The sequence below is a fragment of the Leuconostoc gasicomitatum LMG 18811 genome (assembly GCF_000196855.1).
GTDB classification, from domain to species: Bacteria; Bacillota; Bacilli; order Lactobacillales; family Lactobacillaceae; genus Leuconostoc; species Leuconostoc gasicomitatum.
The window spans coordinates 272,441-291,047 of sequence record NC_014319.1; the positions used below are offsets into that span (position 1 = coordinate 272,441).

The 18,607-nt window shown below is 37.5% G+C and carries 17 protein-coding genes; 10 read left to right on the plus strand and 7 right to left on the minus strand.

Annotated elements, in window-relative coordinates; all coding sequences use genetic code 11:
- The first annotated feature begins 7 nt into the window (after positions 1-7).
- From LEGAS_RS01335 to LEGAS_RS01345, 3 genes are all read left to right on the plus strand, one after another.
- Positions 8-1,387, plus strand: a complete 1,380-nt coding sequence (locus tag LEGAS_RS01335; RefSeq protein ID WP_013231187.1) for a sugar porter family MFS transporter — start codon at positions 8-10, stop codon at positions 1,385-1,387.
- Between the two features lie 96 nt (positions 1,388-1,483).
- The gene (locus LEGAS_RS01340) at positions 1,484-3,106 is read left to right on the plus strand and encodes a xylulokinase (protein ID WP_013231188.1); all 1,623 of its coding nucleotides are present in this window, start codon (positions 1,484-1,486) and stop codon (positions 3,104-3,106) included.
- 5 nt (positions 3,107-3,111) lie between these two features.
- On the plus strand, positions 3,112-3,816 hold the full coding sequence (locus tag LEGAS_RS01345; protein ID WP_010382977.1) for an L-ribulose-5-phosphate 4-epimerase: 705 nt from the start codon (positions 3,112-3,114) through the stop codon (positions 3,814-3,816).
- A 148-nt stretch (positions 3,817-3,964) separates the two neighbouring features.
- On the opposite strand, the gene LEGAS_RS01350 is transcribed toward LEGAS_RS01345, so the two are convergent.
- The 6 genes from LEGAS_RS01350 to LEGAS_RS01375 form a co-directional block, all read right to left on the minus strand.
- Positions 3,965-5,389: an aspartate ammonia-lyase gene (locus LEGAS_RS01350; RefSeq protein WP_013231189.1), complete on the minus strand. Its 1,425-nt coding sequence runs from the start codon at positions 5,387-5,389 to the stop codon at positions 3,965-3,967.
- 183 nt (positions 5,390-5,572) lie between these two features.
- Positions 5,573-6,256, minus strand: coding sequence for a ribose-5-phosphate isomerase RpiA (gene rpiA, locus LEGAS_RS01355; protein ID WP_010382975.1), 684 nt, complete (start codon positions 6,254-6,256; stop codon positions 5,573-5,575).
- A complete protein-coding gene (locus LEGAS_RS01360) occupies positions 6,253-6,573 on the minus strand; it encodes a GNAT family N-acetyltransferase (RefSeq protein WP_224127397.1) in 321 nt (106 codons plus the stop codon). Before LEGAS_RS01360 ends, rpiA begins: the two co-directional genes overlap by 4 nt.
- 232 nt (positions 6,574-6,805) lie before the next feature.
- Positions 6,806-7,612 carry a metal ABC transporter permease gene (locus LEGAS_RS01365; RefSeq protein WP_010382971.1) on the minus strand — a complete coding sequence of 269 codons (807 nt, stop codon included), beginning with the start codon at positions 7,610-7,612 and terminating at the stop codon, positions 6,806-6,808.
- Between the two features lie 18 nt (positions 7,613-7,630).
- Entirely contained in the window at positions 7,631-8,290 is a 660-nt protein-coding gene (locus LEGAS_RS01370; protein WP_010382969.1) for an ATP-binding cassette domain-containing protein, read from the minus strand.
- Between the two features lie 4 nt (positions 8,291-8,294).
- The gene (locus LEGAS_RS01375) at positions 8,295-9,200 is read right to left on the minus strand and encodes a metal ABC transporter solute-binding protein (protein ID WP_081457736.1); all 906 of its coding nucleotides are present in this window, start codon (positions 9,198-9,200) and stop codon (positions 8,295-8,297) included.
- 386 nt (positions 9,201-9,586) lie between these two features.
- On the opposite strand from LEGAS_RS01375, the gene LEGAS_RS01380 reads away from it, so the two are divergent.
- Both LEGAS_RS01380 and radA read left to right on the plus strand, forming a co-directional pair.
- Positions 9,587-10,126 (plus strand): dCTP deaminase/dUTPase family protein, encoded by a 540-nt coding sequence (locus LEGAS_RS01380; protein WP_013231191.1) that lies wholly within the window; start codon positions 9,587-9,589, stop codon positions 10,124-10,126.
- Positions 10,127-10,223: 97 nt separating this feature from the next.
- Complete coding sequence (gene radA / locus LEGAS_RS01385) at positions 10,224-11,591, plus strand: DNA repair protein RadA (RefSeq protein ID WP_081457737.1); 1,368 nt, start codon at positions 10,224-10,226, stop codon at positions 11,589-11,591.
- Between the two features lie 234 nt (positions 11,592-11,825).
- Here the strand turns inward: radA and LEGAS_RS01390 are convergent, their stop codons facing one another.
- The gene (locus LEGAS_RS01390; protein WP_013231193.1) at positions 11,826-13,064 is read right to left on the minus strand and encodes a YhgE/Pip domain-containing protein; all 1,239 of its coding nucleotides are present in this window, start codon (positions 13,062-13,064) and stop codon (positions 11,826-11,828) included.
- A 141-nt stretch (positions 13,065-13,205) separates the two neighbouring features.
- Between LEGAS_RS01390 and LEGAS_RS01395 the strand changes: the two genes are divergently transcribed.
- From LEGAS_RS01395 to LEGAS_RS01415, 5 genes are all read left to right on the plus strand, one after another.
- Positions 13,206-13,793, plus strand: a complete 588-nt coding sequence (locus LEGAS_RS01395) for a TetR/AcrR family transcriptional regulator (RefSeq protein WP_010382965.1) — start codon at positions 13,206-13,208, stop codon at positions 13,791-13,793.
- Between the two features lie 100 nt (positions 13,794-13,893).
- A complete protein-coding gene (gene gltX / locus LEGAS_RS01400; protein WP_010382963.1) occupies positions 13,894-15,390 on the plus strand; it encodes a glutamate--tRNA ligase in 1,497 nt (498 codons plus the stop codon).
- 152 nt (positions 15,391-15,542) lie between these two features.
- Complete coding sequence (locus tag LEGAS_RS01405; RefSeq protein ID WP_010382962.1) at positions 15,543-16,445, plus strand: NADP-dependent oxidoreductase; 903 nt, start codon at positions 15,543-15,545, stop codon at positions 16,443-16,445.
- A gap of 170 nt (positions 16,446-16,615) precedes the next feature.
- The gene (gene adhP, locus LEGAS_RS01410) at positions 16,616-17,671 is read left to right on the plus strand and encodes an alcohol dehydrogenase AdhP (protein WP_010382959.1); all 1,056 of its coding nucleotides are present in this window, start codon (positions 16,616-16,618) and stop codon (positions 17,669-17,671) included.
- Positions 17,672-17,855: 184 nt separating this feature from the next.
- Positions 17,856-18,398, plus strand: coding sequence for a hypothetical protein (locus LEGAS_RS01415; RefSeq protein ID WP_010382957.1), 543 nt, complete (start codon positions 17,856-17,858; stop codon positions 18,396-18,398).
- The last annotated feature ends 209 nt before the right edge of the window (positions 18,399-18,607 follow it).

Sequence of the window (18,607 nt, forward strand, 5' to 3'; positions counted from 1 at the left end):
TGTAAACATGGAAAATAGAGCTACAAAAAAAATAGGAAGTGCTTTCATTTATTTCTTCGGTGCTTTTGGTGGCATTTTATTTGGTTATGACATCGGCGTTATGACAGGTGCTTTGCCGTTTTTACAAAGAGATTGGCATTTAACTGATGCTGGTACAATTGGTTGGATAACATCAACACTCATGTTAGGAGCAATTGTTGGTGGCGCATTGGCAGGTCAATTATCTGATAAATTAGGCCGTCGTCGCATGATTCTTGCATCATCATTTGTATTTGCCATTGGTGCCATAATGGCAGGATTTTCGCCAAATAATGGTGTTGCTTGGTTGTTGTGTGCACGTGTGTTACTTGGTTTGGCAGTAGGAGCCGCTTCGGCTTTAGTACCATCCTATATGTCTGAAATGGCTCCTGCTAAAACGCGTGGTCGCTTATCAGGATTAAACCAGCTGATGATTGTGTCTGGTATGCTTTTATCCTATATTGTTGACTATTTATTGCAAGGATTACCTCACACAATTGCGTGGCGCCTAATGTTAGGGTTAGCAGCAGTGCCCGCCATTATACTCTTCTTTGGTGTTTTACGGTTACCTGAATCACCTCGATTTTTGGTCAAAACTAATAAATTAAAAGAAGCACGTCAAGTTTTAACTTATATTCGTCCAGATAGAGAAGTTGATCCAGAATTAAAGGATATTCAAAAAACTGTCGCGCTTGAAGCAGGTGCTCAAAAAAATATTACCTTGGGAACGTTGTTTTCAAGTAAGTATCGTTATCTTGTAACAGCTGGGATTGGTGTAGCAGCTTTTCAACAGTTTATGGGAGCAAACGCTATCTTCTACTATATTCCTTTGATTGTTGAAAGAGCCAGTGGACAAGCGGCTTCTAGCGCACTATTGTGGCCTATTATTCAAGGTGTCATTCTTGTTCTTGGTGCACTACTTTACATTGTCATCGCGGATAGATTCAAGCGTCGTACATTGCTGATGCTTGGGGGAACAATTATGGCATTGTCCTTCTTGATGCCTGCTGCGTTAAATGCACTTCTTGGTGCAGATAAGTTTCCACCTATGTTGATAGTTGTGTTCTTATCTATATTTGTGGCGTTTTATTCATTTACTTGGGCACCACTTACTTGGGTATTAGTAGGAGAAGTATTTCCGTTAGCTATTCGCGGACGTGCTAGTGGTTTAGCGTCATCATTTAACTGGCTTGGATCATTTGCTGTAGGTCTTTTGTTTCCAATTATGACTGCGGCAATGCCACAAGCATCAGTATTTGCAATTTTTGGTGTTATCTCAATCATTGCCGTGCTCTTTATTAAATTTGCCGTACCAGAAACCTACGGTAAAACACTTGAAGAAATTGAGGCACAAGGGACAAACCATTAAAGCACGATAAAATTCAAATGGTTTATCTGAATCAAAACAAAAACGCTAGTCAGATGAACACGAACTGATTAGCGTTTTTCACTTAGGAGAATGTTTATGATGACACATGAAGAAACAATGCAAGCAATTAAAGCAGGCAACATTGCCTTGGGCGTGGAATTTGGATCGACCACGGTTAAAGCTGTATTAACAACAGAAGACTTTAAAACAATTGCTTCAGGTAGTTACGAATGGGACAATAATTTTCAAGATGGGCTTTGGACTTATGCGGTTGCTGACATTTGGCTAGGTCTACAGACGGCATATGCCAATTTACAAAAGCAAATTCATGATAACTACAGCGTGGCAATAACCAGCATTAAAACAATGGGATTTTCTGCTATGATGCATGGTTATTTGGCATTTGACAAAAATAATCAATTATTAGTACCTTTTCGGACTTGGCGTAACGCCATTACGGGTGAATCTGCTTCAGAATTAACCAAATTATTTAATTTTAATATTCCGCAACGTTGGAGTGTTGCACATCTTTATCAAGCCATTTTAAATCAAGAAACACATGTTAAAAATATTGATTTTTTGACCACATTAGCTGGGTACGTACATTGGCAGTTAACAGATGAGAAGGTAATTGGTATTGGTGATGCATCTGGTATGTTTCCGATTGATGAAAAAACGGGAGCTTATAATCAGTTAATGCTGGATCAATTTAATTCACTTAAATCAGTTCAACAATACAATTGGCAAATAGACAATATTTTACCAAAACCATTAAAAGCTGGTGGCAATGCAGGTCACCTGACAGAAAAAGGCGCAAAGCTATTAGATCCAACGGGTCACTTAACAGCTGGGGCAATTATTGCGCCTCCTGAAGGGGATGCCGGGACTGGTATGGTAGCCACCAACAGTGTCAAAAAGAGGACAGGTAATATTTCGGTTGGCACTTCAATTTTTTCAATGATTGTTTTGGAAAAAAATCTTGAACATGTTTACAGTAATATTGACATTGTCACAACACCCACCGGATTACCTGTAGCAATGGTACATGCTAACAATTCTGCATCCGATTTAAATGCATGGTCGAAACTTTTTGCGCAATTTGCAAAGTTAATTGGTTGTGACATTTCAACAAGTCAACTCTATCAAACATTGTTTGATGCTGCATTAAATGATGCTGAACCGGATGCAGGTGGACTTTCTGGCTATGGGTATTATTCAGGAGAAAATATTACTGCCATTCCTGAGGGGAGACCATTACTTGTTAGGCAACCTGACTCTAATTTCACAATTGGTAATTTGATGCGTATGCATTTGTTTACAGCTTTTGGTGCAATTAAGATTGGTATGCGTATATTAGAAGATGAACAAGTACTGACTGATAATATTGTGGCACAAGGTGGCGTATTTAAAACACCCATTGTTGCTCAAAAGTTGTTATCTGCAGCCTTAAATACCGACATTACTGTGATGAAAACTGCAGGTGAAGGTGGCCCTTGGGGCATGGCAATTTTGTCACTATATGTTGCAAATAAACGTACTGATGAAACATTAGATGACTTTTTAAGTCAAGTTGTTTTCGCTAATGAAAAATCTGAAACTTTATCACCAGATCCAATTGATGTTGCTGGATTTGAGTCATTTATGACACGATATGTTGCTGGATTAGATATTGAATTGGCGGCTATTAAAACATTGCCATCACAAAAAAGAAAGGAATAAATGTTATGCTAGAAAATTTAAAGAAAATAGTTTATGAAGCTAATATGGCCTTGCCAGCCAATAATTTGGTGACACTCACATGGGGCAATGTCTCACAAATTGACCGTGAGAAGGGTTTGTTTGTCATCAAGCCAAGTGGTGTAGATTATAAAACGCTCCGGCCTGAAGATATGGTTGTGGTTGATTTAGATGGTCACGTTGTTGAAGGTGATATGAATCCGTCAAGTGATACGCCAACGCACGCTTTTTTGTATCGACACTGGCATGATTTAGGTGGCATTGTGCATACACATTCAAAATGGGCAGTAGCATTTGCACAAGCGGGTATTCCAGTTCCAGCCGCAGGTACCACACATGCTGACACGTTTTATGGCGATGTACCGGTAGCCGATCGATTGACACAGGCTGAAGTTACGGATGACTATGAATTGAATACAGGAAAATCAATCGTTCGGGTATTTGAACGAGAAAACCTAGATCCAATGGCAATTCCAGGCGTGTTAACTAATGATCATGGTCCCTTCACATGGGGAAAAGATGCCATGGATGCTGTACACAATGCGATTGTTTTAGATGTTGTAGCAGACATGGATTATCACACGATGCAACTTAATCCAGCACAAGATATTCATGTGCCACAGTATTTATTAGACAAACATTATTATCGTAAACATGGTGTTAATGCTTATTATGGGCAGAGTAAAGACTAAAATTAAAAATATTTGAGTCAGTTATTTTGTAAATTGATTATGATATATGTTTTCATTTAAAAACCAACATACCTTCTTTGAAGTGAAGATATGTTGGTTTTTTGTGAAAAATGATGAAAGACAGTTCTATGGTTTGTGACGAGATCCTTTACTGTGTTGGTGCATGTAAAACTAACCCGTGTTCAGGTGTTCTTGCGTTAATGACGATATCTTCAATTTTGAATATATGAGTCAATTGATCAGGTGTAAAGCATGATTTTTTCTCGGCAAGTTGACGCAATGACTTACCTGTTCTGATAGATTCTTTGGCCAACTTTGCGGCCTCTTGATAACCGATAATTGGGGTCATGGCAGTAGCGAAGCTAACAGATAAATCAATATCCTGTGCAAGTCGTGATTTGTTACTTGTGATGCCATCAATTGCGTTTAGTCGTAAGGTAGTCATTGCTGATGTCAGATGCTCAATACCTGCAAATAACGAGCGGAATATAATTGGTTCAAAAGCGTTGAGTTCTAATTGTCCAGCTTCTGCAGCTGCGGTAATTGTTGCGTCAAAGCCAAACATTTCAAAAGCGACTTGGTTCACAACTTCTGGAATGACTGGGTTAACTTTGCCAGGCATAATTGATGAGCCAGCTTGTTTTGCCGGTAAATTGATTTCAAGAAGGCCAGATCGCGGTCCGGAGCTTAGTAAACGTAGGTCATTGGAAATTTTTGAAAGACTCATGGCTAGTGTTTTTAAAGTACCAGATAAAGCGACCAAGCCATCAAGATTTTGTGTGGCATCAAACAGATCGTGAGCTTGTGTTAATGGTAATTTGGTGATACCTGCAAGGTTTGGCACAATATGCACTTGATAATGGTAGCTCACATTAATGCCTGAACCGATTGCTGAACCACCTAAGTTCAACATGTAAAGTGCGTCGCGTGCGGTCTTGATACGTAAATCATCTCGTAGTAACGGTTTTAACCAAGCGTGAAAACTGTTACCTAAAGTCATTGGGACGGCATCTTGCAATTGTGTACGACCCATTTTATAGGTCGTTGAGAATTCATCAGCCTTGTTGCCTAAAGCATCAATTAAATTTTGTAGTTCCAAAAGCAGTGGATCGAGTAAACGTAATAAAGCTATTTTTCCAGCACTAGGATAGGTATCATTGGTACTTTGAGCCATGTTAACATCGTCATTTGGATTAATATAAGCATAATCACCGCGCGCACGACCAGTTTGTTCCAAGGCGACATTAGCAATGACTTCATTAACATTCATGTTAGCTGATGTACCGGCGCCACCTTGAATATCACTGATTGGAAACATCGATAAATCAATTGGATTATTGAGGAGTGTTTTAGTGGCACTGACGATATGTTTGGCTACAGACCGGTCAAGATTACCAGAGGTAGCATTAGTTTTTGCAGCCGCTTGCTTTATTTCTAAAAAAGCACGAATCAATTCAGGATGTGTTGGTTGTGAAGAGATGGGAAAATTATGTAATGCACGTTGTGTATGAATACCATAATAAGCTGTCTTTGGGATGTTGAGTTGGCCGAGTGAATCAGATTCAGTGCGCATGAGGATCTCCTTAGTAAATTCCTATAGGACTATTTTATCTCTTTTATCAACTATACCAATTAAATATGTCACCTATATTGACATGCGTTTTTTCTTTGTGAATAAAGCGTTTAAACAATAAATTTATGCATGTATGAGTTAAAACCAAATTAAAACAGCACATGCATGATGTGCTGTTTACTATTATTTTACTGACACAACTTTGGCTGTATGGTCGTCTTCGCCAATAACAACACGATTGACAACATCTGTAAACAATCCGTGTTCGACAACACCAACCATTCTAATTAGCTCATCGCCAAGTTCGCGAGGATTTTCAATGATTGGTAGGTGCAAATCGATTAAAAAGTTTGCTGAGTCGGTGCGTACAGGATTACCATTTTGATCTAATCGCCATGACGGATGAAATCCGTCAGCTTGAAAACGTTTAAATAATTGATTTGATCCGTAGGGAATAACTTCCACTGGTAAATATTGATTTAATTTTGAGACGCGTTTTGTTGCATCGACGACCCAAATATTTTCACGTGAATTGAAAGCCACAATCTTTTCCCAAAGCAAAGCAGCACCGCCGCCTTTAATCGCTGAAAAATCATCCGCAATTTGATCAGCACCATCAATGGTGAGGTCAATTTTGTCAACATCATCAACATTATACATGGGGATACCTAATTGGGCAGCATGGCGGCGTGTTCTTTCAGAAGTTGCTACGCCAACAATCTTTAAGTTTTCCTGGGCTACACGCTCTCCGAGAGAATCAATGACGTGGGCTATTGTTGACCCAGATCCGATACCTACAACCATATCATTTTGAACAAACTCAGTGGCACGGCGACCAGCAATAATTTTTTGTAAATCTGTACTCATGGTTTATACTCAATTTTCTGATATTTAGCTGGATTATTTGCAAAAGCTTTTTGGACGTAAGGACAAACGGCTTTAATTGATATGTGTTTATCATGTGCTTCAGCAACTACGGTATCAAGTAATTTTGCGGCAATACCTTGCCCACGTAAAGAAGGGTCAACGTTTGTGGCATTAATAGCATATGTTTGCCCATTATTGATGGTTGTGTAAGTGATTTCAGCCACTGTTTTGTCATTTTGTTGTAAAAAATAACGTCCAGGTTCATGTTGAAAGTCCATAATTTTTCTCCATTCTGTTTTCAATGCGTAAGATAGCAAGGTAGTTGTTTCTTTAATTATACCGCATGACTTGGGGCAATTGTGTTGTTAATTTCCAATGTATGAATTTTGAAGTAGCGCATTTTAAAAACAGGGATTATGTATGAATTCATGTCAGCTAAATGGTGTCTTAAAGATCATTATCACGATTGAATCAATGATATCTAGTCCTAGTACAGCTATTGATGTATCAGTTAGCTACTTTGAGTGAAAACACTTAACATAACAAAAATTATCTATTATTTGATGAATTAGGGATCTTAGCGTATGCTAGTGCCAAACCATAAATGATGCCTTCAATAAATGTAATGAAGAAGCTGACTGGCCAGTTGGTTATGTAGCTGAGATAGAGACCCATCCATGTCCCAAATAAAGCAAATACGAACGACAAAAGCATCATGCTATGAACCGAATGAGCTAAGTATTTAGCGGAGGATGCAGGAATAGTCAATAAAGAAAAAATAAGTAAAGAGCCAACAATTTGTGCAGTCACGCTGACGGTACAAGCGACTAAAATTAAAAAAAGAGATGAGATCCAAGCAGTATTTTTTGCATTATATTGAGCACCGATGGTATCAAAAGAAATATATTTAAGTTTTCGAAACATGATGCCCGTAATACATAAAATAGTTGCAATTAAAAGGAGTAATTCAGTCACATTTGCGCGGCTTATTCCCACAATACTACCAAATAAAATATTGGTTGCATAGCTTGACTGCTTGTTTGATAGTGACAAGAAAAGGACGCCAAGACCTATAAAAATAGCCGAAAAAACACTCACTGATGATTCTCGTTGGTTCATATTTCGACCCGTCAATGATACAAAAATTGAGCTAGTAATTGTAAATAATAACATGCCAGTTATTGGTGAAATACCTGCAAATATCGCGAAACTGGCGCCTGAAAAACTTATTTCAGAAAGTGTATGTGTATAAAATGCAGTTTTTCGAGCAACTACAAATACGCCCATGATTGCGCAGATAATAGAAATAAAAAAACTGGCAATAAACGCATATTGCATAAATGAATAGGTAAACATACTGATCTTTCCTCTCTGCTACCGTAGTTTAGTCATGACACCATGACGATTGCTGATATGTAACTCAACGTCACCAAATAACTTAACTAGTTCGGGATCGTGAGTGATAAATATGACGGCAATATTCTCCTGATTAATAATCGTCTTGACTAAATGTAATAAATTGATTCTTGATTCACGATCTAAGTTGGATGTGCTTTCATCTAATATGAGTAGTTTTGGGTGAGCTATAAGTGCCTGAGCCAAGTAAGCACGTTGCTTTTCGCCGCCAGAAGCTTCCCCAAGTGGTCGATTTTTGATGGCAGTCAGATTGACTAAAGATAGAATTTTGCTTAATTTTTCTTTTTCAAGAGCGGTTAACCAAGGGCGCCACTGTTTGATCAAATTCAGTGTGACAAAATTTTGAATACTCAATGGATAGTCATCATCAATATTTCTAAACTGTGGGATGACTTGAATCGCTTCAAAAGATGTATTGAAATTAATGTGTGATTGGTGTTCTTGTGTAGATTTAGCAGCTTTTAACAGATGATTTATTAAAGTTGTTTTACCAACCCCGTTGTCACCGGTGATACACAGTAGTGTATTGGTATAAATAGTAAAAGAAAGCCTCTCAATTAGTGGCTTTCCCGCAACTTGAATATTTAATTCTGCTACTTCTAAAATTTTACTTAACATAGTATCACTTTTCTGTTTGTTGGATTTTTTCTAATTGATTGTACTGTGAAATCATCCATTGCTCGTATGTTTTACCTTTGGGCATTGTTTCAGTTACTTTCAAGACAGGAACTGAATATTTGTTTGCTAGTGTCACTAATTCAGTCACAGTTTTGTCTGTCGCTTGTGTGTTTTGTACGAAAAACGATATTTTTTTACTTTTAATATCATCTTGCATAGTTTTGATATCTTTTGGTGAGGGATCAGTACCATCTTCGACGGATTTTGCGAAATGCGTGTTATTTTCCGTATAACCAAGTTCCTCTAAAGCGTAATCAAATACAGGTTCACTAACATCTACAGTTTTATTGTCTGAATTTTTCTTTAAAGCGGTGATTTTAGTTTGAATAGGTTGTAATTGTGCAATGTACTTTTCAGCATTCGCTTTGAACTCTGATTTGTGCTTTGGATCTATTTTGGAAAATTTAGTTGCTAAGTAATTTACAAGTTTCGGCATTGTTTGACTTTGATACCACAAATGAGGGTTATCGCCGTCCTTTTTACCTAAGACATCTTCGCCAACTCGAACTGATTTCACATTAGCGTTTTTGGCTAACTTAGTCATCCAAGAATCATAGCCAATGCCGTTATAAACGACTAAATTGGCATTGGCTACCTCTTTGGCTATTTTGGCACTTGGTTCATAGTCATGTGGATCAATGTTTGGGTTTGTGATAACGGATTGTACGCTACCGTAATTTCCCAAAACTTTTTGAGCAGCTTCACCGTAAAAATCAACAGACGACACAACCTTGATGCCCTTATCACTGTTTGCACTGCTTGTTTGACTATGATGCGTGCCAATAAATATAAGGACAATTGCTGCTAATATAACAATGACTATAGTGCCTATTGTATAACGACGTTTCATGTTTTTTATTCCCATCTTTCTTCATTGAACTTAAGCGTTTTTAACAATCAAATAACTTAGGGACCTATAATGTTGTGTTTATTTTCTATGTTCATGTTTTTACTCCTTCTTGTTTGATGAGCCAGTCGTCGTTTTCTGGAACAAACTAATACTTATTATAGTAATCATTATCATTAATGTCAACAATGAGTAGCGATTACTTTTAATGAGTTATCAAACTTAAAATTATTAAATATATTAGAAATGACTAGTTTAAAATATGTTTATTCAAAATCATCTTAAAAATAATCGTATTTTACCGTATAATAGTAAAGAAACATCAACTAATAATGGAGGAAACGTATGGCGTGTGTAACTATATAGTTACATCGTTGTACTTTAATAATATGCGTGGATTTGAAATTGTTTCAACGAAAGCCAATGATGGCCTTAATTTACCAAAACGCAGCACACAAGCGGCAGCTGGATATGACTTCGAAGCTTCAGAAGATATTATCATTCCTAGTGCTTTAAGTAATCAATTTTTTAAGGGATTGAGCATTTTGTCATTAGGCAAATTAAAGGGTGTGCGTGATAATGCAGATCTCCAAAATATACTAAAGCCAATTTTAATACCTACTGGTATCAAGGCTTACATGGCCGATGGTGAGTATTTGCAACTTGTTTCGCGTTCAAGTGGGCCAATTAAAAAACGTATTATGATGCCCAATGGTGTCGGCATTGTGGATGCAGATTATTATAATAATTCTTCAAATGAAGGCGAGATTTTCTTCCAATTCATTAATTTTGGCATTAATGATGTTAAAATAAAAAAAGGCGAACGGATTGGACAAGGGATTTTCTTACCATATTTATTGGCAGATGGGGATGATAAAGTCGCCAAGGCTTCACGTCAAGGTGGTTTTGGGTCGACTGGACAAAACTAATCAGTTACCAGCATACCGTATTGTTATCGCAAACGGCGTTAGAAAAACTATCAACTTAAACAACGCAGTTAGTTAATATGGACAAAGGAGAATAACCATCGCCAAAGTAAAAACACAATTTATTTGTTCCAACTGTGGCTTCACATCAGCGCGTTATCTCGGGCGGTGTTCAAACTGCGGTGAATGGGGCACGCTTGTTGAAGAAAAAATTGCGCCTGAAGTAAATGATCGTAAAAGTCGTGTGAGTCTTGATGGACGTGCGGCAAAAGTAGAAAAAATTAATGAAATTACTTCTGAAGAGACACCACGTGTGGCAACTAATTTAAAAGAGCTCAATCGTGTATTAGGTGGCGGTGTTGTTCCTGGGTCAATGGTATTAATTGGTGGTGATCCGGGTATTGGAAAATCAACACTTTTGTTGCAAGTTTCTGGACAATTGGCACATGAGGGACGTGTTTTGTACGTTACCGGTGAAGAATCTGCGACACAAGTCAAGTTACGTGCCGATCGTTTGGGTGTTGGCAATGATGAATTTTATTTGTATCCAGAAACTGATATGACAGCCATTAAAAAACAAATTGATGAATTACAACCGGATTTTGTGGTGATTGATTCCGTTCAAACCATGCAAGAACCAGATGTGACATCAGCAATAGGATCAGTATCACAAATTCGAGAGGTCACTGCTGATCTCTTACAAATTGCCAAAACAAATAATATATCTATCTTCATTGTTGGTCATGTTACCAAAGATGGCGCGATTGCAGGGCCTAAAATTTTGGAACATATGGTCGATACAGTACTTTATTTTGAAGGTGATAGTAATTATAAATATCGTATCCTACGTGCGGTAAAAAATCGATTCGGTGCAACCAATGAGTTGGGTATTTTTGAAATGCGTGATGGTGGTTTAATTGAAGTGGCTAATCCTTCGGAAATCTTCTTAGAAGAGCGTTTAACTGGAGCAACAGGTTCAGCAATTGTTGTCGCACTTGAAGGATCGAGACCAATCTTGGTGGAATTGCAAGCTTTGGTCACACCAACAGTGTTTGGCAATGCACAACGGACCGCCTCAGGATTAGATCGAAGCCGTGTGTCATTGATTATGGCAGTGTTAGAAAAACGAGCCAACCTGTTGTTACAGAATCAGGATGCTTATTTGAAAGCAGCAGGCGGTGTCAAGTTGGATGAACCAGCGATTGATTTGGCTATTGCAGTAGCGATAGCTAGCTCATACCACGATAAAGAATCTCGGCCGAGTGATGTTTTTGTCGGTGAAATAGGGCTAACGGGCGAAGTGCGTAGTGTTGCTGATATTGAAGGACGATTAAAAGAAGCGCGTAAACTTGGCTTTAAACGGGCAATTGTTCCTAAGAACAATTTGAATGGTATCGTGTTTCCAGATGGTATACAAGTTATTGGTGTAACGACATTGAGTGAGGCTTTAAAATTAGCTTTGGATTAAATTCAAATTAGTGAGGGAAATGAGTAGCTGAGAATTTTTGGTGGCGCCTATTATATTAATTAACGAAACAAAGAAATGTGACTGACCATCTGGTTACTAAACCAACTACTTAGAAATTATTTCAACAAAAATAATTATCAAACAAAAAAGCTAACTACCGCTGTTTATTCGATAATTAGCTTTTTAAGTGTCAATTATGTCGCATTTAATTTTTTTCTGGTGTTTCTTTGTAACTTAGGCAGGCTTAATGATGGCAGATTTGTTTTTCTGACAGGCGACAATAATCAGATGAAGTGCTACTGCAACAAGTCCAATTGTCAAAAGTTTCAGCAATAATATTTGCGTATGATTACCACCATAGAGAATGTTAAAATCAGATTGAATCGTGTAGAAACTAGGCGAGATATAGCTCATTATTTTAAAGAATTTCGGTAGCAAGCACTGTGGAATCATTCCAGCGCCTGAAATAACTTGTACAAGCATGAATGGCATATTGATCATGATGCCGAGCTGACCTAAAATCAAGGAAAAAATTAAGTTAATGTTTAATGCGCTAAATAGTTCAATGCTATGTGTTAGCCAAAGTTGCCAGTAAATGTTAGTATTGAAATTCAACATATATTTACTTAAACCAATGATTACTAGTGGGGCAAATACTGATAGTACCCCGATTGTTATTTCAGTATATAGATAGGCACGCCAGCGACCAATTAAGGGTGAAAATGATTTATAACTTGTCACTATTAACATTGCAGCGATCATTGAGCCAATATAAAATGATAATGTTAGAAAAAAGGGTGCCATACTGTGATGCATACCTGAGGGTACTTGATTGACTTTAATAATATGATAGTCATATGTCTTAGCAATGTTCTGATATGTTTTTTTAATTTGCTGTGTTGCATCATTTTTTGTCGTAGTGGCTTGTTTTAAAATGATGTCTCGTTGCTTAGGATTAGCTGCGATAGCTGTTGTGACCTGTTTTTGTAATTGGTTAAGTTCAGCTATTGTTAAAATACTTTGACCTTGCTTTAACAAGACGCTTTTTTGAATTTGGCTACCCAGAGCCTTGGATGCACTTTCCATGGTTGTTGTAACAGTAGTTGGATTAGAGTAATTAATGTAGAACTTAAGGGTAGCAGTACTGCTATGGGTGATATCTTTAATGTCGTCATTGAAATTTTTTGGGACATTAATAATTAAATAAACTTTACGATCTTGTAGCTGATTTTTTGCTTCAGTAAATGTAAGATTTGTTTTAATATGTTTGAATGGTAACTTATTTTTGAGCTGATTTGCTAAGGGGCGACTTGCATTATCTTGATTGACGATAGCGACGGGTAGCTGGTTAATTTTGCTCGGAATAGCTTTATACCCAGAAAAATAAACACCGACCATGAGTAGGCCATAGAACAATATAATAATGAGTGACCCGACGACACCCTTACTCTGTAAAAATTTTTTAAAATACATGGTGTGTCTCCTTTTGTTTTATGAACATAGCTTAGCATAACTATTAAATGCATGCAAGTGGTTGCATGCATTTAATAGTTGGTGATGTGCACCTGCTATCGGAACAATATTATGTTAATATAGCTAGAAAGAGGTGTCGATATGTCCAAGGAAAATGAAGATTCGAACTATGAACTAATTTTAAATGCTTTTATTTCTCTGCTTATTCGTGTTGGTTATCAGGCGACAACAATTAATAAAATAGCTGAAACAGCTAATGTTAATCCAAGTACCGTTTTTAGAAAATTCAAAGATAAAGAGGGTCTGTTGAATGTAGTGATTGATCGGCACTTACAAGATTTATCAACTATTTTTGATGATTTTACTGCCACGGGGAATATTGAAAATGATTTGGTAACCATGTCAAAAATATATCAAGAGTTTCAAATCAGTCACCAACAAATTGTCGTTGTTGGTTTTCAAGAATCATTTAAAAGACCAGATATTGCAAAAGCTGTGGAAGATATACCAATTAAGTTTAGAGCTATTTTGTTGGCCTATTTTGATGACATGAAGCGTCAAGAAAAAATAGCATCAACAATTGATACAGACTCTGCCACAATGAATTTTGTGCTATTAAATTTTGGTTATTTTATATCAACTATCCGGTTTAACAATCCAAAGTTAGTGGTGACATCTAATGACTTTTATAATAAACAAATTCGGTTTTTTGCTAAAAGTTTGCAATAGCATTGTTTCAACTGTGTGTATTGGAAATTAGACTAATGAATGTTGTATACTAGTACCTAGACGAAACATGACAAAACAACATTTAGGAGAACGACATAACATGACTGAAGAAATTCGTGTGCGCTATGCACCATCACCAACGGGCCACTTACATATTGGTAATGCGCGTACAGCAATTTTTAATTGGCTTTTTGCGCGCCATTATAATGGCAAGTTTATTATCCGTATTGAAGATACCGATACAGCGCGTAATATTGCGGACGGTGAAAAATCGCAATTAGATAATTTAGCTTGGCTTGGGTTAGATTGGGATGAATCGCCAGAAAATCCTGGTGAGTATGGCCCTTATCGTCAATCAGAACGTAATGAACAAGGCTTATACCAACCATTTATTGACGAATTATTGGCTAAGGGACTGGCTTATAAGTCATATAAAACAACGGAAACAATTGCAGCTGAGCGTGAAGCACAACAAGCAGCGAAGCAAGCACCGCATTATGTTTACGAGTATGAAGGGCTAACGTCTGAAGAACGTGAAGCCAAATATGCTGAATTTGAAGCGCAGGGATTGAAAGCTGTCGTTCGTTTCCGTGTCCCTGAAGAAAAAGTTTACGCATGGGATGATATTGTTAAAGGTCATATTGAAATTGGCGCCAAAGAAGTTGGTGGTGATTGGGTTATTCAAAAAACTGATGGCATGCCAACTTACAATTTTGCAGTGGTTGTGGATGATCATTTGATGAAGATCTCTCACGTATTACGTGGCGATGATCATGTATCAAACACACCAAAACAAATTATGATTTTTGAAGCCTTAGGTTGGAATGTGCCAAAGTTTGGTCATATGGCATTGATTATTAACGGTGAAACAGGTAAAAAGTTATCAAAGCGTGATGAGAATCTGTTGCAATTCGTAGAACAATATCACGAATTGGGTTATCAACCACAAGCAATGGTCAACTTTATTGGTTTACTTGGTTGGTCGCCAAAGGGTGAAGACGAGATTTTTTCACTTGAATCATTTAAACAAATGTTTGACGAAACACGTTTGTCAAAGGCTAATGCTAAATTTGACCAAAAGAAGTTGGAATGGATTAACAACCAGTGGATGCGTCGTGATTTAGATCAAGTGATGCCACAATTAATTCAAGAATTAGTCAACGCTAATTTAGTTTCCGAGGCTGACGCAGAAACCAAAAAAGATTGGCTTGCTGAGGTCATCAAAGTAGCTGGTGTGGAAGGCATTTCTTACACACGCGAAGTTGTTGCGTTAGTGCGTCAACCATTCTTTGAATTAGGAGACATGACTGATGAGATGGTTGATTACTTGACGTCAGATGATGGCCGCAAAGTATTTTCTGCCTGGGAATCAGCTTATACAGCGTTACCGGAATCAGCAACTGCAGAAGATTATATGAATACTATTCGTTCGATTCAAAATACACTTGAAATCAAGGGCCGGAATTTATGGAACCCAATTCGTATTGCGACAACGCATGAAATTCAAGGTCCTAACCTACCAGAAATGTTAGTTGTTATGGATAAGAAAACAATTTTAAGTACAATGGCTGATATTAAAGCGACATATTTGAATTAAGTAGTGACACAATTAAGTACTATCTCATGATCGTTTATATTAGACGCTAATGGAGATGGTACTTTTTATGTTAAGCAAAGTTTACGACATGACTAGTAGTTTGCAATATAATAAGGTTATAAATCTAAAAATGATGTAGAAAGCGTGATAAAATGTATGCCATTGAAATGATTGATTATGGGGATGTTGATGTATTGGTTGCAACGAAAACAGCTGTGCAGCCGATTATCAAACCAACTCAAGTTTTAGTTAAACAGCACGCAACAGCAATTGATCCTTATGATGTGAAATTTAGACAAGGATTAATGGGTCAAGAAAAGACAGTACCTTTAATTCCAGGGTCATCTGTGGCTGGTGAAATAATTGCACTAGGCGAAGAAGTCACTGGTTTTACTATTGGAGATCGAGTAGCTGCTTCACCACATTTGAATAGTTATGCTGAATTTGTCGCTTTAGGTCGCAAAACTGTGGCTAAAATACCAGATAATGTGAGTTATGCACAGGCAGCAGCTTTAGCATTGGGTGCACAAACAGGTTATCAAATAATCACTGAAGACTTGAATGTCCAGGCAGACGAGTCTGTATTAATATTAGGGGGTGCTGGTTCAGTTGGTTTGACTGCGTTACAAATGGCTAAATTACGTGGGGTAAATGAGATTTTCACGACAGCGGTTGGTGAAGGTATCAGCTTCCTAAAACAATTTGATTCGAATTTACATGTGATTGATGCACGTGCAGATCAATTGGTTAAAATAATACCAGAAGGTGTTGATGTCATTTTGGATACAATAGGTCATGATACGCTTAAACAGGCGTTGTCTGTATTAAAGCCAACAGGCCGTTTAGTGTCACTTGTTGGAGATGATAGTGATGTACGCGTTACACATGGTTACTTAAAATCAAATGGGGAACAATTAAGAGATCTCCTTCAGTTGGTATCAGAGGATAAGATCAAGGTAATTATTTCAGACATTAAGCCGTTTAATGTTGAAAATTTGAAGACATTTCAAACTCTAAAACATGTAATAGGCAAATTAGTGTTAACTTTTGAATAATGTGTTGGTAGTACGTGATGTGTCACGTACTTTTATTTTGTCAGTGAAAGTGAATCAAATCACTTTCGCTGACAAAATAAATAATAAAAAGAGCTGTAATCTTTACAAATAATAAAAAAGCGCGTACAATTAATTTGTAAATTAGTTCACATGGAAAAAGGGGTATTATTATGAAAGCAGCAGTTGTACGTGAAACACCAAATGGATACGTTGATTTAATTGATGATTGGACACCAAGGCCATTAACATTTGGTGAAGCTTTAGTAGATATGGAATATGTTGGTTTGTGCCACACAGACTTGCATGTTGCCGGTGCTGATTTTGGCAATCCAAATGAAATAGGTCAACGAAATGGTCAGTTCCGTCGTGTTATTGGTCATGAAGGTGTTGGACGTGTATCAAAGCTTGCGGAAGGTGCGGGCGATTACTTGAAAATTGGTGATCGTGTGTCAGTTGCTTGGTTCTATGACGCTTGTGGTGTATGCGATTATTGTGTTTCAGGGAATGAAACATTTTGCCGTAAAGTCCGTAACTCAGGTTATACAGTTGATGGTGCAATGTCACAACAGACTGTTGTCAATGCAAAGTATGCTGTTAAAGTACCAGAAGGATTAGATCCAGTTGAAGCCACATCAATTACGTGTGCAGGTGTGACTATGTATAAGTCACTTAAAGTTGGTGAAACAAAGCCTGGACAATGGGTTTCCGTTCATGGTGCTGGTGGTTTAGGCAATCTAGCTGTGCAGTATGCTCATAATGTTTTCGGTGCACATGTTGCTGTTATTGATGGCAATGATGACAAGCTTGCTGCTGCCAAGGCAAACGGTGCTGAGGTTTTGATTAATCGTAAGAAAGTAGCCGATGTTGCTGCTGAAGTGCAAAAGGCAACAGGTGGTGTTCATAACGCACAAGTAACGGCCGTTAATGCAGCAGCATTTGACCAAGCTGTCAGCTCATTACGCCCAATGGGTAAATTGGTCGCAGTTGCCTTACCACAAGGTGATATGGCTCTAAACATTGCAAAAACTGTATTAGATGGTATCGAAGTCCGTGGTTCATTGGTTGGTACACGTGCAGATTTGAAGGAAGCCTTTCAATTTGGTGCCGAAGGTAAAGTTAAGCCCATTGTAGAAAAAGTTAACTTTAACGATATGAACGAAGTAATTGATGAGATGAAAGCCGGAAGTATTACAGGTCGTAAAGTATTTGATTTAACAGCACTATAATGTTAATGAATGTTCAGAGCGGTAGTTGTTCTGGACGTTTTTTGTTAGATAAATAATAGTAAAACTAGTTGTGGTCATAGCGGTTAGGTCGTGCTTGTGTTAAAATTGGGTAACAGATGTATTGGAGGAAATGTATAAAAGATTGTTGACATATTAGTTAACAGCAGGTATACACTGACAGATCATGCCATATTTTACACAACAACTTTTTAATGGACAACGCGATCGCATTTTACGTGTTGTTGATGAGGCTAACGAAGGACAGGAAACGGCTGGATTCATTCATATTTTTGATGAGCGGCGTGTATTCGATTTTGATTATGCATTAGAATTGACTGATGGTAACATCACACAGGAAGCTTTCGATGAAGAAGGCGAAGCTAACAATACATTTAGTGTCAATTTTATGCCTTTGACTCAGAGTGATCAGGAAGAGGTTCCTAATGAAGTTTTTGAAGCATGGTCAGCATTAATTGGCCGCGATTATGCTTTGATGCCTCATGTACATATTAATATGTACCAGCAACCTTTGAAGCAAGAAATTGAACAGATTGATAAAGACTCATTTGAAGAACGTTTGCTAGAACTAGTCACGCGTATTTTAGGATCTTCAGTGGTTGGCTTTGAAGAAAAGGCTTTGACGTTATTTCCAAGCTATCTTGTTCAGGAACAACAAGAAATTCAAACGCAACAAGGACCTTCAACACAAATTATCTTACCAGACTGATAAAAATAATAAATAAATTGACAAAAATTAAGAATTGACTTAAACTTATCATATCTTAATAAATCAATGAAGCGAAGAGTAGGCATTACGTGTCAAAGAAGCGAGTCGGAATAGTGAGAGCCGATATGTCATAAAATGTTGAATATGAGCGTGGAGATGACAAGTAGTGTCAGCTATTTGTCCGGTTAGTACCGTTATCACTATAAGGA

Excerpts from the sequence above, each read along its gene's own strand:
- LEGAS_RS01335 (WP_013231187.1), top strand. The coding sequence starts at position 8 with ATGGAAAATAGAGCTACAAAAAAAATAGGAAGTGCTTTCATTTATTTC.
- LEGAS_RS01340 (WP_013231188.1), top strand. The coding sequence starts at position 1,484 with ATGATGACACATGAAGAAACAATGCAAGCAATTAAAGCAGGCAACATT.
- LEGAS_RS01345 (WP_010382977.1), top strand. The coding sequence starts at position 3,112 with ATGCTAGAAAATTTAAAGAAAATAGTTTATGAAGCTAATATGGCCTTG.
- LEGAS_RS01350 (WP_013231189.1), bottom strand. The coding sequence starts at position 5,389 with ATGCGCACTGAATCTGATTCACTCGGCCAACTCAACATCCCAAAGACA.
- rpiA (WP_010382975.1), bottom strand. The coding sequence starts at position 6,256 with ATGAGTACAGATTTACAAAAAATTATTGCTGGTCGCCGTGCCACTGAG.
- LEGAS_RS01365 (WP_010382971.1), bottom strand. The coding sequence starts at position 7,612 with ATGTTTACCTATTCATTTATGCAATATGCGTTTATTGCCAGTTTTTTT.
- LEGAS_RS01370 (WP_010382969.1), bottom strand. The coding sequence starts at position 8,290 with ATGTTAAGTAAAATTTTAGAAGTAGCAGAATTAAATATTCAAGTTGCG.
- LEGAS_RS01375 (WP_081457736.1), bottom strand. The coding sequence starts at position 9,200 with ATGAAACGTCGTTATACAATAGGCACTATAGTCATTGTTATATTAGCA.
- LEGAS_RS01380 (WP_013231191.1), top strand. The coding sequence starts at position 9,587 with ATGCGTGGATTTGAAATTGTTTCAACGAAAGCCAATGATGGCCTTAAT.
- LEGAS_RS01390 (WP_013231193.1), bottom strand. The coding sequence starts at position 13,064 with ATGTATTTTAAAAAATTTTTACAGAGTAAGGGTGTCGTCGGGTCACTC.
- LEGAS_RS01395 (WP_010382965.1), top strand. The coding sequence starts at position 13,206 with ATGTCCAAGGAAAATGAAGATTCGAACTATGAACTAATTTTAAATGCT.
- gltX (WP_010382963.1), top strand. The coding sequence starts at position 13,894 with ATGACTGAAGAAATTCGTGTGCGCTATGCACCATCACCAACGGGCCAC.
- LEGAS_RS01405 (WP_010382962.1), top strand. The coding sequence starts at position 15,543 with ATGTATGCCATTGAAATGATTGATTATGGGGATGTTGATGTATTGGTT.
- adhP (WP_010382959.1), top strand. The coding sequence starts at position 16,616 with ATGAAAGCAGCAGTTGTACGTGAAACACCAAATGGATACGTTGATTTA.
- LEGAS_RS01415 (WP_010382957.1), top strand. The coding sequence starts at position 17,856 with ATGCCATATTTTACACAACAACTTTTTAATGGACAACGCGATCGCATT.